Below are 14,328 nucleotides of genomic sequence, written 5' to 3'. Positions count from 1 at the left end.
TCGTCTGCGCCGATCCCCTCGGCGGCAACGAGGATTCACTATAGTTCCACCCAAAAGAAAGGGGCAAATCGCCTGGTCATTGCCGCTACTCCCACCCCGCACCGCCGGGCACCCGGCCCCACCTTTGGCAAGCCATCGGGGCTGTATATACTGAGTAGCGCCGAAAAACGCGGTGCCTGTTCGCGCAGGTCACCTCAGACGGTGGAGGGGCTATAGCTCAGTCGGTTAGAGCTACGGACTCATAATCCGTTGGTCCTGGGTTCGAGCCCCAGTAGCCCCACTCAATCAGGATTGTGTGCTACGGTCTTGGTTGGTTGTAGATCCCGGAACATTTTGTCTGGTGTTCGGATCTTTCGAAAAAATTAGCTGGCGGTCTGGGAATACTCGGCAAAAAGTTGTCCCAGGTCATCGGCTAATTTTTTTTGGTCACCAACAAGTACACCAGCGTAGTGCTTCAGCGTCACCGAAGCATCTGTATGCCCTAGTTGCGCCGCGACAACCTGGGGAGCGGCGCCCTGCCTCAGCGCCAGGGTTGCGCACGTATCGCGGAGCGCATGCGGGGTGACCTGCTTAATCCCGGCTCGGTTACATGCCGGCTTCAGGATCCTCTTGACCCAATTACCGCGATGAACCGGGGTGCCCGTACTCGAGGGGAAGAGTACCTCCTCCTCGTGCTTGCCCTTGATGTAGGACTGCAGCTCGTCAAGCAGCGCCTCGGGTAGGTAGACGCGGCGCTGGCGGTGAGCCTTGGTGTCGCTGCGGATAAGTCCGCCTCCCCGGCGGGGCTGCAGCCCTGCTCCTACGTTGAGATAGTCCTCGTGGACATCGCGGACCTCCAGGGCGGATAGCTCAGAGAACCGTAGCCCGCCAAGTCCTAGCACTAGGCTCATCAAACGGTCCCTCGTGGTCGGCATCGCCTCCACCAGACGGTGGAACTCCTCGGGGGAAAGCGGATCAGGTAAGGACCGGGTTGCCGAGGGGAGGCGCACCCACTGCATCGGTGTGCGCTGGATGTGCCCCTCCCTCTCCGCGAGATCAAGGATCTGGCTTAGCACCGTGAGTGCCTGGCGGGTTTGGCTATGGGAATGCTCGGCACTGCGGTTGGTCCACTCCTGGATGAGGCGGTAGTCGATATCGCTCAAGCTGTAGGCGCCGAATGCTGGGATGAGCATCCGGTCGAGAAGTGAGGAATAGTCCTGGCGGGTGCGCTCGGCTACGGGGTGAAGGGTAAGCCAGTCTCGTGCGTATGGTTCAAAAAGTGGTGTGACCTGTGTGTTCATGTATGTCGTTGTCCTTATGGGTTCGTTGTGGTTCTTCCCGGGGGATACCCCCGGTCCCCCGGCATGGACGGGAGGAGGTGGTGTTGGTCGTGGCGCTGGGGTGATCACCCTGCGCTGCTGCTTGGTGGGGGCGTGTGGTGTGTATCGGTGGGGGCTACTCCCCCACACCCCGCAAGGATCGGGGGCTTGCCCCCGATACCCCCAAGCCGAGCGTGGGACCTCGATAGCGGTCAAAGATTAGCTCGCAATACCGGGCGTAGTTCAGATCTGGTGCTTGGAACCATCTCGGTGGAGATCCCGCCTCCCAGACCAAGCCCTGCCCGGGTGGCACGTTGACCAACCTCGCAACCACCGGGGCGCTGGCATCCTCGAAGAGCATCCGGACCGAATCCGCGTTGTCCAACCTGCAGCTGATGCGCCGGGAATACTGGGCACGATCGTGAAGCACCGCCGCCTCGGGGCGCTGGATCACCGTGAAAACCCGGATCCCGGCCTTCGCACCCTCGCGCAGTAGACGCCCAACCTGAAGGACAAAGCCCTTCTGGCGCTTCTTATCCCATGCCTCGAGTGCGGCGAGCATCCCGGCGTACTCCTCGAGTACAACAACGATCAACGGGCACTCCGGGGAGAAATGGTCCATCTTCTCCTCGAGGCGGTCCAGCAAGCCCATGTTGCGCTGCTCCATGACCTCCACGAGATGGTCGATAAGCTTCACGGCGTTCTCCAAAGCGGGGATCCCGGAACCTACCACGACGTCCTCGGGGCGAAGCCTGGCGAAGGGGGCGAGCAGCCCACCGGCGGGATCAACCCCGCACACCGCGACCTCCGGGCACCTCGCCAACTGCACCAGGATCGCCTGGGATAGCTTCGACTTGCCCGACCTCGTAGCCCCGGCGACGATGGTGTGCATCGCCACTGTGGGGGCGAAGAGGATCTCCTCGCCGTCCTCGTCGAGCGCCCACCGTAGCCGCCTACTCAAGGAAATCCCCTGTAAGGCGACCAGAAAAAGGCGGGCGGCTAATCAGCGTCAGCTTGGCTTGTCCGAACCCAACCCGTTCGCACCGTAGCTCGGCTTTGCCGAACACAAGCTGTCCTCCACCCTTGGCGATCGCCTTCTCGAACTCTTCAAAGGGCATGCCCAGCGGTAGGTCGAAGAGGATCTCCACGCCCGTCGAGGTCTGGTCAACGCAGCGCTTCTGGGGGTAGTAGCGCTTCGGCTCGTCGTCGTCAACGAACCCCTTCTCGTAGCAACCGGTGGCGTCGAAGAACTCCCGGGCGCGCTTAGTGTTCGAGAACAAGCTGACGAAGTCCTCGTCATCGACCGACATCGCCGCCTTGTTCATCCCGCCGTAGGTGTCCTTCTCCTCGTCGGACTTCTCCAGCTTCGACGCCAACAAACCCAACACCACGAGACCAATGCCCGCTACTAGCACTAGCAAACCCATTACGCTGCCTCCTGCCCGTAGAGCGCCTCGCGAAGATCCGATACCGGCTTGAGCCCATCGGAAGTCACGGTAATAGTTTGCTCGGCGAACGTTGAGTTCATTGCGGTGCGTGCCCCGAGTGTCACCACCGCGTCGGGGTCCACGGCGTAGACATAGCCGCCGTTAAGCTCAGCGCTTATCGCGGTGACTAGGTTGCCCATCTCAGCTTCCCCCTCCCAGATCACCAGCACGTCGCGCACTTGGTAAGCCGGGCGACCCGACGGGGTGACCTCCTGGACGTTGGTGCGCTCGCCGTTTTCCCAGCGGTAACGCGGCTGCGGCACAACATCAACCAGGGGGAGGATGCGCACTGAGGGCGCTTTAATAGTTCGTGCGTTTTTGGACACGGATATTTTCCTTTCATACTAAAAATTACTATTCACGACCCGTAGGGAACGGTTCGCGACTACATTAGAACACATTTTCGTCGGGCGTGCAATAGCCAATCTTGGAAATTTTTCCACACCCAGAACCGGTTACGAATTAAGCTCAACGCCATGTTCATCCGCCCACCGGATAAGCGTAGATCGGGCTTCCTTTTCTCCTGCGTTATCTAGAGATTCCAACAGTCCGGAAATTAATGACGGTCGCCATGTCAAATTTTTATACCAGGACTCCCTCGAGATTTCTCCGAGAAACTCATCATCCAATGTGCCCTGTTCCGCGATCTCCTGGTCGCTCATCTCTTGACCGCGCGCATCCAGGATCCTATTCCACATTTCATGGTGTGACCTTATGTTTTTCTTCACCCTCCTGGACCACATGATCTGACGTTTCCCCTTGGAAACACGCTCCCACTCGTGCCATAGTCGCCATGACTTTTTCGCCCTCATCTCCACCACTTCACCGGTTTTTGTTTCCACAAGCAAGTATTCATTTTCGCCAATATGGTGGAATATTGACCCCTTAGGTAAAGGAAAACCAAATTTGGGCTGCTCTTCAATCGCGTCGGCAAGAATTTGAAAAGGAGTGCGCCCTCCTCCTTTCTTCGTGTGCATACCGGACGCTACTTCAATTCCTAATTTCTCAGCTGGGGTGTACGAGTTCTTCACAAGATAGTCTCCTAGGTATTCATTGCCCCCATCAGAAATACGGCGTATATCGAAACCTTGGTGCCCTGGGCTAGCAAACCCGGCTTTCTTCACCGCATCGATCCACCACCGCGCCCACATAGATCCAAGGTAAGTACGCAACACTGCCTCTTGCGCGGCATCGCTTACCTCGTTCTCCGGTAGTCCAAGAACCTTAGCGATCCGGGAAATCGCTTTTCCTTTTCCCTTCGCTTCTTCTTCATCAGTACGTGGTGGCATACCCAGCAGGTCTGCGGAAAAGGTATCGATCAGTGGCTTCTCTAAAAACACCAGCGCATGAACATGGACATGCCACCCGTTGTCTCCATGGGTTGCCTCCACAACACGAGCCGTACCTGCAACGCCAAGCCGGTCACGCTCTCCTTCTGTGCCTCGCTTTTTGCGCCCCGTCCACCTCGTGTTCCCCGTAACACCACGCCAACCTGCTGAAACTGCTTCCCACACATCCTGTAGGGATTGCCCGGCATGATGCCGCACGGTCAACGTGATCAGGTAGACCTCGCCGCCTTCTACTTGGCACTGTTCAATCGCGGAACCAATCTCCCGTGTCCGCTTCATAGCGATCACTGCTGAACATCTTGGACACACCCACACTGATGAACATGTCGCTAGTCCAATGAACCCAGATGCCCCTTGGAACCGCTTGACCCCCACGCCCGGCATGTCATCGGTAATCAACCTTCCGCAGTACCGAACCCCCCTCAACGTGCTTGCCGCCCACAACCTCGATCGTGCCAACCACCGTTCTTCGCGGCGCTCCGCCCGTTTTAGCTCTGCTTCTATTTCCGCTGGTCGTAGGGGGTGGCAGCAATAACTCTTATTACTATCAAGATCCCCCTCCGCGCCCCCCTCTCGGGGGCGCTCCGGGGCGGCGGTTTCGGCGGTGCGGCGCGCCTGCGGCTGCTGGTCTATGGGGTCGCAACTTGGCGTTGCTACGGCCGCGTGCGGCGTGCCGCCGGTCTGCCGTACCCCGTCGCCCTGCTGCCTCGTCTGCGCCTGCTCCGCCGCCCGCTCGCCTCCGGGGTTTAGGTTAGCCATGATCTGGACTTCTCCTTGATGGATCAGCCCGGAATCGACCCCAACCTGAGCCGCTAGCTCATAATCCGCAGGTCCCGGGTTCGAGCCCCGGTGGCCCCACGTTTTCCTTCACCACCCCAGCGCGCCGGATAAGGGCGCCGGGGGTGGTTTTCGCCTGCTTTCCCGCCGCCACCGCAGGCCGAGGAACCGCCGGGACTGTAAGATATACCCAAGCGTGACTCCCCTCGCGGGAGTCCCCTGCCCTGTCCCCGCGATCAGTTAGGACGTTGACCGCCATGATCCAGCTCGTTATCGGCGCCGCCGCCGGTTATGTTTTTGGCACCAAGGCCGGGCGCAAGCGCTACGAACAGATCAAAAAGGGCTACCAGACCACCATCAACTCCGAGGTCACCCAGAACGCCCTCAAGGCCGGGCGCAAGGCCCTGGCCGATCGGCTTGATCCCCAGCCGCGCATGCGGGAGGTCAAAAACCTACGCCGGGATGATTCCAGCACGATCCTGGAGCCGGACGAGGACTAAAAGGCTAGGAGGATCAGCCGCGCAGCGCCCTGTCCTGGAGATCGCGGCGGGCCTTTTCCAGGGCCACCAAATCCTCAAAGAGCGAGTTATAGGTCACCTCGTCGTCCGAGGGGCGCATGCGCTGCAATTGCCCCTTCAATTCCGCAATCTGGTTGCCCACCTGTACCTCCTGCAACCGGGACAACACCGAATCCGCGTACCTGCTCATCTGAGCCTCCTCCATGCACAGATCCTCCACCGCTAACTCGGACACCAGCGAGCGTCCGGTGAGATCGGCCATGCGATCGGAGACCCGCGCGATCCACTGCGCGCCGCTCTGCGCGGAGGCGCACCCCCCCGCCTCCGCGATAGCGATGCGTACCGCCCGATAGGCCGGGTGGGTGTAGGCTTCCTTGCCCATGCCGTCAAAGTAGCCGCCGGTGAGTTCCGGGTACTGCAGCGCCAGTTTCAGCGATTCCCGCTCCGGCCACAGCGCCGGGTTCCGCGGATTGGGCATGACTATCGACGCCCCCTGCGGCAGGGGTTCGCTCGCGGCGGCGTCGAAACGCCGGGCCCGGCGCGGCTCCGCCTTCTTGGGGCGCGCGGCCTCCTGCCGCACCTGTTTGAGCACCTCGTTGGGGTCGGACCAACCGATCCACCCGGAGAGCAGGCGGGCGTATTCGCTTTGCAGAACGCGGTCGCGGATTCCCGCCACCACGGGAACCGTTCGGCGCAGCGCTTGAAGGCGCCCCTCCACCGTGTCCAAGGAGTATTGGGCGAGCATGGAGCGCACCACGAACTCGAACATGGGCACGCGATCGGCCACGAGGTCGCGCACCGCGCTATCGCCCTTTTCCAGGCGCAGATCGCAGGGGTCCATGCCTTCGGGAGCCACGGAGACAAAGGACTGCCCGGTGAACTTCTGATCCCCCTCGAAGGCCCGCATGGCGGCCTTCTGCCCGGCCTCATCGCCGTCAAAGGTGTAGATGAGTTCGCCGCGGAAGTAGTGATCGTCCAGCATGAGCCGCCGCAGCATTTGCAGGTGCTCGTCGCCAAAGGCGGTGCCGCAGGAGGCCACGGCGGCGGTGACTCCGGCGGCGTGCATGGCCATCACGTCCGTATAGCCCTCCACCACCACGGCCTGATGCCCCGCCGCAATGCTCTTTTTCGCCTGATCCAGGCCAAAGAGCACCTTGGATTTGTGATACAGCAGGGTATCCGGGGTATTCATATATTTACCCAGCTTGTCATCCTCAAAGAGCTTGCGGGCCCCAAAGCCGATCACGTCCCCGGACATGTTCTTGATGGGCCACAGCAGGCGGCGGTGGAATTGATCGATGGGCCCCCTCTTGCCCATCTTGGAAACCCCGGCGGCCTCTAGTTCCTTGAAGCTAAATCCCTTGGCCAGGAGCACCTTGGTGGCGGTGTCCCAGCCCTCGGGGGCGTATCCGCATTCAAAGGCATAGATGTGTTCCTGGGAGAACCCCCTATCCAGCAGGAATTGCCGCGCCGGGGCGGCCTGCTCCGTTTCCAGCTGCTCCCGATAAAACTGGTGCGCGGCCTTGTTGACCGCGATGAGCCGCTGCCGAGTGCCCGGCTCCTCCCGCCGCCCCGGGCCGCCCCCCTGATAATTGATCTGGTAGCCGATCTTCTCCGCGCAGTACTCCACGGCCTCGGGAAACGTGATGTGCTCCATCTCCATGAGAAAGGAGAACACATCGCCGCCCTTGCCCGTGGAAAAGCAGTGATAATAGCCCCGGTTGGGCCGCACGTGGAAGGACGGGGTTTTCTCATCTTTAAAGGGGGAAAGCCCCTTGAGCGAATCCGAGCCTCCCGGTTTGAGCTGCACGTATTCCCCCACGATCTCCTCGATGGGCGTGCGCTCCCGGATCGCCTGAATATCGCTTTCCGGTATGCGTCCCTTCGCCATGCCTCCAACTTACCGGCGCGGTCAAACCACGGGGCCGGTTCTTTACCCGGAGACCGCCGTGCCAAGATACAGGACATGACTGCTCAACCCAGCACCCGGCTGCGCACCATCCTCGCCTCCGTGGGGGGCGTGGCCCTGGCGGCAGCGGCGGCCTGGTTTGGCCTGGACTCCGGCGATTCCCCCGGCACCTCCCCCACCACCCAGGCCGCGCATACCTCGGTGGCGGATTCCCCGGCGTCGAATAGCGGCGCCACCTGCGCCCTGGAGAGCCTGCCCCCGGAGGCCGACGAAGTCGTGGAGACGATCATGGCCGGTGGCCCCTTCGAGTACCCGGACAACGATGGCACCCGATTTGGCAATTATGAGGGCCTGCTCCCGCAGCAAGATCGCAACTATTACCGCGAATACACCGTGGACACCCCCGGCCTTAGCCATCGCGGCCCCCGGCGCATCGTCACCGGCGGGGAGCAGCCCACCGACCCCGAGGTCTGGTACTACACCTCGGATCACTACGAATCCTTCTGCGAGATCCCCGACCTATAAGAGCCATGACCCATAATCCCCTCCTCATCACCTGCCCACTCACCTCCCGCCACGACCTGTATCAGGCCCTGGGGTGCTGCCTGTGCCAGGCGGATCGCCCCGCGCCTACCAACCTGGACGGCATGGCCGACCTGCTGCGCGAGGCCCAGGTGCGCACCATCATTTGCGCACAATGGGCGCTACCCGCCGGGGATTCCCGCGCCGTGCAAGAAGTCCTCCGCGACCTCGGGATCACCCTCCAGCGCTAAACGCGGGGCCTACCCCCAAAAGTCCGCCAGGTTCGCCGCCCGGCGCGCCAGGCGTTCCAGGCGCGATTCCGTCATGGAGGCGATCTGATCTATCACCACGCGCTGCCGCGCCGCCTCCCCGTCAGCCTCATACCACCACTGCCGCATCATGGGATCGAGCGCGCCGGGACCACCCGCGCAGAGGTAATCAAACACGCGGTAAATGCGGTCGCGCTGTTGATCCTGGCGCACAAGGTGCCGGTGCTCGTCCATCACGTAGAGCACCGCGATGGTCTTGAGCAGCATGACCTCCGCGCGCGCCTGATCGGGAACCACCAGCCTGCCGTGGGTTCTCCCCAGCCACCCGTCCCCCTGGAAATGCGCGGAGAGGGTGGCCTGAATGGTGGAGGAGACGTAGCGTCCCACTAACTCACTGGTGAGCTTTTTGAGGGTGGCGTGCGCCCGCAGGCTGGCGTTAAACTCCGCGCACTGCGCCACCAGGGGCAACTGGCGCAGACCATCGGCCGCCTCGATGAGTTCCTCCTGGGTGCCGCCGAAGGCCCGCGCCCCCTTTTCCGCAAGTTTGGCCAGCTCCACGAAGTCCCACAGCACGCCGAGCGAGACGCGCCCGGAGACGATGCCGTCCTCGACGTCATGCACGGAATAGGCTACGTCGTCGGCCCAATCCATCACCTGCGCCTCCATGCAGGCAGTGGCGTCGTCATGCCCCCTGCGCACCCATTCCAGCACGGCGGCGTCCTCGTCGTAGCAGCCGTACTTGCGGTTGAGGGAGCCATCGGGGTTGCTGCGCAGCCGGGGATACTTACAGGTGGCGTCCAAGGCCGCGCGGGTGAGATTGAGGCCAAAGCTGTGCCCCTGCTCATCGAGAACCTTGGGCTCTAGGCGGGTGAGTATCCGCAGCGTCTGGGCGTTGCCCTCGAAGCCCCCGCAGTCCTGGGCCACCTCGTTGAGCGCGCGCTCCCCGTTGTGCCCGTAGGGCGGGTGCCCAATATCGTGGGTGAGTCCGGCCAGCTCCGCCACGTGCGGATCAAGCCCCAGGCCCGCCCCCATGCCCCGGGCGATCTGTGCCACCTCCAGGGAGTGTGTGAGGCGGGTGCGCGGGGTGTCCCCGTCGCGGGGGCGCACCACCTGGGTTTTATCCGCTAATCGACGCAACGCCGCCGAGTGCAGCACGCGGTCACGGTCGCGGGAGAAGGCGCTGCGATGTTCCTGGGGGGCGTGCCCCAGGCCGCTGCCCTTGGGGCCCTCGGAAAATCGGCGCTGGCGGTCCTCGGCGGTGTATTGGTGGGGGTGCCTCGTGCTCATCGCCCCTATCTTATCCAGTTGAGTATCCTGGCCCCATGATGGCGAATATCCCGTTCACGCGAACCCTTGCCGCCGCTGCGGCCTGCACCATGACGCTGATTCCCGCCGCGACCACGGCGGCTCTCGCGGCCCCCGCGCACGCCTCCTCGCAGGTCCTCGCCGCCGCCCCCGTGGCCTTTGCCGAGGCGATTTATGACGAATCCGGGGTGCTCAGCGACGCTCAGGTGACGGAACTGGAACAGCGGATCTCTCAGTTCCTCAAGTCCCATCAGCGCAACCTCAAGATCGTCTTTGTCAATAGCTTTGACGGCATGGGCCGCGCGGAATGGGCTCAGCAATCCTTGCAGGCCAACGGCGGCGGGAACCTCGCTCTCCTGGCCATTAATACAGGCGATGATCAATACAGCCTTGTCGGCGGAAATAAGTGGACGAACTCGGAATTAGCGGATCTGGACAAGGCTATTAGCGCTCCGATCGCGGAAAAGGATTTCTACGGCGCCGCCTCCACGCTCATCGACGCCGCCGAATCCAGCGGCGAGGTCTCCGGGGAATCCGTGGCCTGGCTGGGGGCCGGTGCCGTGGCGGTTGCCGGGGCCGGAGGCGGGATCTGGTACTTCGGCCGCAAACGCCGCAAGGAGGAAAAGAAGCAGGTGGTAGAGAGCGCCCGCCGCATCGACCCCGCTGATACCGCATCCCTTACCCAACTGCCCATCCCCGCCCTGGGACAGGTGGCCGATGATTACTTTGTGGCCACCGACGAGTCCATCCGGCGCGGCGAAGAGGAATTAGAGGTGGCCACCGCCGAGTTTGGCTCCGCGCGCACCCGCCCGTTTAGGCGCGCCCTGGACAAGGCGCAGGCCGCTTTAAAGCGAGCCTACGATATTCACGATCAACTCCACGACGCCATCCCGGAGACCGACGAGGAAAAACGCGCCCTGCTCACGGAGGTGATTACCTCCTGTTCCTCCGCACAAAAGGAACTGGATAAGCAGGCCAAGGACTTCGCCGACATGCGTAGCCTCCTACTGAACGCGGATAAGAAGATCGCCGAGATCACGCAGCGCACGGTGGATATTAGGGCGCGGCTGCCCAGGGTCTCCGATACCTTGGACAACCTCGCCGCGAGGTACCCGGAGACCACCTTGGCCTCGGTGCGGGATAACCCGGAGTTGGCCTCCGCAAGCCTCGATGCCGCAGAGAACTCGCTGAGCGCCGCGCGCTCCCTGGCCAGCAAGCCCGCGGGTCAGCAGGGCGGATTGGTGATGGTTCTGCGGGAGGCCGAGCACGCCGTGAAGGTGGCCGACCGCATGCTCTCCGCCGTGGAGCACGCCGACGAGAACATCGCCACCGCGCGGGCCTCCCTGGATTCCCTCGTCGAGGAAGTAGAAGAGGAGATCGAGGAAGCCGAGGAGCTGCGTGCTCGCGGGACCGCCAACGGCGCCCGCGCGGACTGGGACGCACTGGATGCCTTGGTAGCAGAGGCGCGCGGGCTCGTGGATAAGGCCCAGCGCCACGGCCAAGAGGATCCCCTGGGAACCTACACCGAGCTGAACGACCTCGATGCCCGCCTAGATGAGAAGCTCGACGCCCTACGGGAGACCACCTCCACCCAGGATCGCCTGGTGCGCATGTACCGCCAGCACCGCGACGCCGCGAACTCCACCATTCAGGCCGCCGAGGATCTCATCTCCTCACGTGGCCGCCTGGTGGGGGCGCAGGCACGCACCTACCTCTCCGAGGCCAAGCAACTCGCCCAGCGCGCCGACTCCCTCGAAAATCAGGATCTACGCCGGGCGGTGGATACCGCGCGGCAAGCCACGCAGCGCGCCCAAGCCGCCGTGCGGGCGGCGCAAGATGATATTGATGAGCACTATCGGCGCCAACGCCGCCAGGAGTTTAGCTCCGGCGCGGGGAGCCTGATTACCGGCATGGTGATCGGCAATATCCTCGGCGGCGGGAACCACGGCGGGGGCTTCGGGGGCGGCTTTGGCGATGACTTTGGCGGCGGCTTCGACGGAGGCAACGACGTCTTCGGCGGGAGTTTCTAGCCCGGTTTCTACCCCCGGCTCAGCCGGGGGCGGCGCACCGGGGAGTCCACCAGCACGCAGCCCCAGGACAAAAACACCGTGTCCAGCGGGATGATGGGGCGGGGGGCCTCGGGGGCTTTTTCTACCTCCACGCGCCCGCTAATGAGGGGGCGCACCACCATGAGGGGCACACCCTGGCTGCTAATCACCCGGTGCTTGCGCCACAGGCTGCTGCGCATGAGGTCGTACTCCCGCTCCATGCAGCGCGCCTGCAACCTCTGCACGGTAAAGCCCGCCTGGGCTATGGTAAACACTCCCCCGCTCATGGAGGTGGCGCGGGCGCGAAACCTCGGCCCCTCGGCGGCGCTTTCGATGAGCAGGCGTTCCTCCCCGCAGTAGAGCACATCCGAGCGGACGGAGGCGATGGTCTGCCCGTTGGCGTCGATAAGCTCGTTGCCCTGCCACACCCACACACCCTCGGCTGCCTTGGCCACCCGATTCTCCTTAGAGCAGTACCGCCAGCACCGCGATGAGCGTGGCTGCCAGCAGCGTGACGATGAGCACCGTGGAGGAGGCCCCCAGGCGCGCCTCCAGGATCAAGCGCACAAACCAACTCAACGCCACCGCCTCGGCGGTGGACACCCGAGCGCCCTCCTCTATTTCCAGCACGCAGCGCCGCACGCCGTTATTCCCGCCGGAAAACTGCGCGATCTTGGTCCCCTGGGCGTCCACGATCACCCAGTCCTGACGCGCCTCGTTGAGGAGGGTCACGGCCCTACCACCCAGGTCTGCGCTGAGCGTCTTGGCCCGGGCGCGCTTGCCCGTGAGCGTAAACGCCACCCCTGCCTCGGTGGTGGCGGTGACGGTTTCCTTGGTGGCGCTGAGCAACCAGGACTGCTCCCCCACGGTGGCGCGCTCCACCCCAAAGGTGCCCAGTTCCTCGGGCCCCTCCTCCACCAACAAGGGAGTGGTGGAGCCGCGCTGGCCCCAGGAGGTGTAGCGTGCCGAGAACGTCATCTCAGCACCCCAGCAGGCGCTGCGCCAGGTAGGCCTCAAGATCAGCGATCTTCACGCGCTCCTGCTCCATCGTGTCGCGCTCCCGCACGGTCACCGCCTCATCCTCCAGGGTGTCAAAGTCCACGGTCACGCAGAAGGGGGTACCGATCTCATCCTGGCGGCGGTAGCGGCGGCCAATGGCACCGGAGGTGTCGTAATCGATGTTCCAGTACGCGCGCAGCTTATCGGCCAACTCCTTGGCCTTACCCGCCAGCGGTTCCTTCTTGGACAACGGCAGCACGGCCACCTTGACCGGGGAGAGGCGGTAGTCCAGCTTGAGCACCACGCGCTTGTCCACTCCGCCCTTGGCGTTGGGGGCCTCGTCCTCGGTGTAGGCGTCCACCAGGAAGGCCATCATGGAGCGGCCCAGTCCGGCGGCGGGCTCAATGCAGTAAGGGATCCAGCGCTCGTCGGCCTCCTGGTCATAGAAGCTCAAGTCCTCGCCGGAGCTTTCCGCGTGCACGCGCAGATCATAATCCGTGCGGTTGGCCACGCCCTCCAACTCGCCCCAGCGGGAACCCGCAAAGCCAAAGGCGTACTCCACGTCCACGGTGCGCTTGGAGTAGTGGGAGAGCTTCTCCTGCGGGTGCTCGTACAGGCGCAGGTTCTCCGGGTTAATGCCCAGATCCACGTACCACTGGTAGCGGTTATCAATCCAATACTGGTGCCACTGCTCGTCCTCGCCGGGCTTGACAAAGAACTCCATCTCCATCTGCTCGAACTCACGAGTGCGGAAGATGAAGTTGCCCGGCGTGATCTCGTTGCGGAAGGACTTTCCGATGTTGGCGATGCCAAACGGGGGCTTAATGCGCGCGGAGTTCATCACGTTCTTGAAGTTGATGAAGATGCCCTGTGCCGTCTCCGGGCGCAGGTAGTGCAGGCCCTCCTCATCATCCACCGGGCCGAGGAAGGTCTTGAGCAGGCCGGAGAAGGCGCGCGGCTCCGTCCAGTTGCCGGGCTGGCCGGTCTCGGGATCGTTGATGTCCGCCAGGCCGTTCTCCGGCGGGTGCCCGTGCTTTTCCTCGTAGGCCTCGATCAGGTGATCCGCGCGGTAGCGCTTGTGGGTGTACAGGGACTCCACGAGGGGATCGGTAAACACCTCCACGTGGCCGGAGGCCACCCACACCTGGCGCGGCTGGATCACCGAGGTATCCACGCCCACCACGTCCGCGCGGGAGGTCACCATGTGCCGCCACCACTGGCGCTTGATGTTTTCCTTGAGTTCCACGCCCAGCGGGCCGTAATCCCAGGCAGAGCGGGTACCGCCGTAGATCTCGCCCGCCGGATAGACCAGACCGCGCCGCTTGCACAGATTGACCACGGTTTCGATGACGGACTGCTGCGCCATAAGGGGAGATTCCTCCTAGTAGTAATCGCCGGTGCATCCCTCCCGGCCGGTGCCCGCGTATCGTCCGCGGGGCGAATAGGCCACCCGCATGCGGATCGCCTCGACCCACACCACCGCGCCTGTCCGCACAGCCTGCGCCAGCTATCCTAGCCTGCGCGGCCCGCGCGGTGCCAGAGAGAAGATTCCTCGTCATTCTAGCCGTACCCCACCGCCGCCGCGCCCTCGCCCACCCAGAGCCCACCCGGAGCCCGGCGCGAGAGGCCGACGCGACGGTCTGGCGCGACGGTCCGGGCGGGTACCTGAAAGGCGCTCACGCACAACGAACCCACCCTTTTATCACCAGAGTTACAGACCAAAGAAAATAATATATAGCCAAACTATCAGTATTGTGACTAGAATCATTCAGGAAAATTCTATCTGTAGCACACACCACCACCCTTTGGTCTATTATTTTTGGTTACTAGTTACTGGACGATTTATA

The 14,328-nt window shown here is 63.0% G+C and carries 15 protein-coding genes and 1 tRNA gene; 6 read left to right on the top strand and 10 right to left on the bottom strand.

Features of this window, described 5'->3' with window-relative positions; genetic code table 11:
- Positions 1-206 precede the first annotated feature (206 nt).
- Positions 207-280 (top strand) — tRNA-Ile (locus Cocul_RS01270).
- A gap of 82 nt (positions 281-362) precedes the next feature.
- On the opposite strand, the gene Cocul_RS01265 is transcribed toward Cocul_RS01270, so the two are convergent.
- The 5 genes from Cocul_RS01265 to Cocul_RS12150 form a co-directional block, all read right to left on the bottom strand.
- The gene (locus Cocul_RS01265) at positions 363-1,280 is read right to left on the bottom strand and encodes a tyrosine-type recombinase/integrase (RefSeq protein WP_055121506.1); all 918 of its coding nucleotides are present in this window, start codon (positions 1,278-1,280) and stop codon (positions 363-365) included.
- A gap of 154 nt (positions 1,281-1,434) precedes the next feature.
- Positions 1,435-2,259 carry an FtsK/SpoIIIE domain-containing protein gene (locus Cocul_RS01260; RefSeq protein ID WP_055121505.1) on the bottom strand — a complete coding sequence of 275 codons (825 nt, stop codon included), beginning with the start codon at positions 2,257-2,259 and terminating at the stop codon, positions 1,435-1,437.
- Positions 2,252-2,725 carry a hypothetical protein gene (locus tag Cocul_RS01255; RefSeq protein ID WP_055121504.1) on the bottom strand — a complete coding sequence of 158 codons (474 nt, stop codon included), beginning with the start codon at positions 2,723-2,725 and terminating at the stop codon, positions 2,252-2,254. Before Cocul_RS01255 ends, Cocul_RS01260 begins: the two co-directional genes overlap by 8 nt.
- Entirely contained in the window at positions 2,725-3,048 is a 324-nt protein-coding gene (locus Cocul_RS01250) for a hypothetical protein (protein WP_150114296.1), read from the bottom strand. The genes Cocul_RS01255 and Cocul_RS01250 overlap by 1 nt, the downstream gene beginning before the upstream one ends.
- Positions 3,049-3,240: 192 nt before the next feature.
- Entirely contained in the window at positions 3,241-4,422 is a 1,182-nt protein-coding gene (locus tag Cocul_RS12150; protein WP_150114295.1) for a hypothetical protein, read from the bottom strand.
- A 234-nt stretch (positions 4,423-4,656) separates the two neighbouring features.
- Here Cocul_RS12150 and Cocul_RS12145 point away from each other — a divergent pair, with 234 nt between their 5' ends.
- Both Cocul_RS12145 and Cocul_RS01240 read left to right on the top strand, forming a co-directional pair.
- The gene (locus Cocul_RS12145) at positions 4,657-4,884 is read left to right on the top strand and encodes a hypothetical protein (protein ID WP_150114294.1); all 228 of its coding nucleotides are present in this window, start codon (positions 4,657-4,659) and stop codon (positions 4,882-4,884) included.
- Positions 4,885-5,168: 284 nt separating this feature from the next.
- On the top strand, positions 5,169-5,411 hold the full coding sequence (locus Cocul_RS01240; protein ID WP_055121501.1) for a hypothetical protein: 243 nt from the start codon (positions 5,169-5,171) through the stop codon (positions 5,409-5,411).
- Positions 5,412-5,424: 13 nt separating this feature from the next.
- Here the strand turns inward: Cocul_RS01240 and dnaG are convergent, their stop codons facing one another.
- The gene (dnaG, locus tag Cocul_RS01235) at positions 5,425-7,320 is read right to left on the bottom strand and encodes a DNA primase (protein ID WP_055121500.1); all 1,896 of its coding nucleotides are present in this window, start codon (positions 7,318-7,320) and stop codon (positions 5,425-5,427) included.
- Positions 7,321-7,395: 75 nt separating this feature from the next.
- On the opposite strand from dnaG, the gene Cocul_RS01230 reads away from it, so the two are divergent.
- Positions 7,396-7,863 (top strand): guanyl-specific ribonuclease, encoded by a 468-nt coding sequence (locus Cocul_RS01230; protein WP_055121499.1) that lies wholly within the window; start codon positions 7,396-7,398, stop codon positions 7,861-7,863.
- A 5-nt stretch (positions 7,864-7,868) separates the two neighbouring features.
- Positions 7,869-8,111 carry a hypothetical protein gene (locus tag Cocul_RS01225; RefSeq protein WP_055121498.1) on the top strand — a complete coding sequence of 81 codons (243 nt, stop codon included), beginning with the start codon at positions 7,869-7,871 and terminating at the stop codon, positions 8,109-8,111.
- A 9-nt stretch (positions 8,112-8,120) separates the two neighbouring features.
- On the opposite strand, the gene Cocul_RS01220 is transcribed toward Cocul_RS01225, so the two are convergent.
- Complete coding sequence (locus Cocul_RS01220; protein WP_055121497.1) at positions 8,121-9,416, bottom strand: deoxyguanosinetriphosphate triphosphohydrolase; 1,296 nt, start codon at positions 9,414-9,416, stop codon at positions 8,121-8,123.
- 35 nt (positions 9,417-9,451) lie between these two features.
- Between Cocul_RS01220 and Cocul_RS01215 the strand changes: the two genes are divergently transcribed.
- On the top strand, positions 9,452-11,464 hold the full coding sequence (locus tag Cocul_RS01215) for a TPM domain-containing protein (protein ID WP_055121496.1): 2,013 nt from the start codon (positions 9,452-9,454) through the stop codon (positions 11,462-11,464).
- 8 nt (positions 11,465-11,472) lie between these two features.
- On the opposite strand, the gene Cocul_RS01210 is transcribed toward Cocul_RS01215, so the two are convergent.
- The 3 genes from Cocul_RS01210 to Cocul_RS01200 are packed head-to-tail and all read right to left on the bottom strand — an operon-like array spanning position 11,473 to position 13,847.
- Positions 11,473-11,937: a hypothetical protein gene (locus Cocul_RS01210; RefSeq protein WP_055121495.1), complete on the bottom strand. Its 465-nt coding sequence runs from the start codon at positions 11,935-11,937 to the stop codon at positions 11,473-11,475.
- Between the two features lie 10 nt (positions 11,938-11,947).
- Entirely contained in the window at positions 11,948-12,460 is a 513-nt protein-coding gene (locus Cocul_RS01205) for a hypothetical protein (RefSeq protein ID WP_055121494.1), read from the bottom strand.
- Between the two features lies 1 nt (position 12,461).
- Positions 12,462-13,847, bottom strand: a complete 1,386-nt coding sequence (locus Cocul_RS01200) for a glycine--tRNA ligase (RefSeq protein ID WP_055121493.1) — start codon at positions 13,845-13,847, stop codon at positions 12,462-12,464.
- Positions 13,848-14,328 lie beyond the last annotated feature (481 nt).

This window comes from Corynebacterium oculi (genome assembly GCF_001412105.1).
GTDB classification, from domain to species: Bacteria; Actinomycetota; Actinomycetes; order Mycobacteriales; family Mycobacteriaceae; genus Corynebacterium; species Corynebacterium oculi.
The sequence above is the reverse complement of the archived record's forward strand: the minus strand, read 5'-3'. Positions and strand labels throughout refer to the sequence as shown.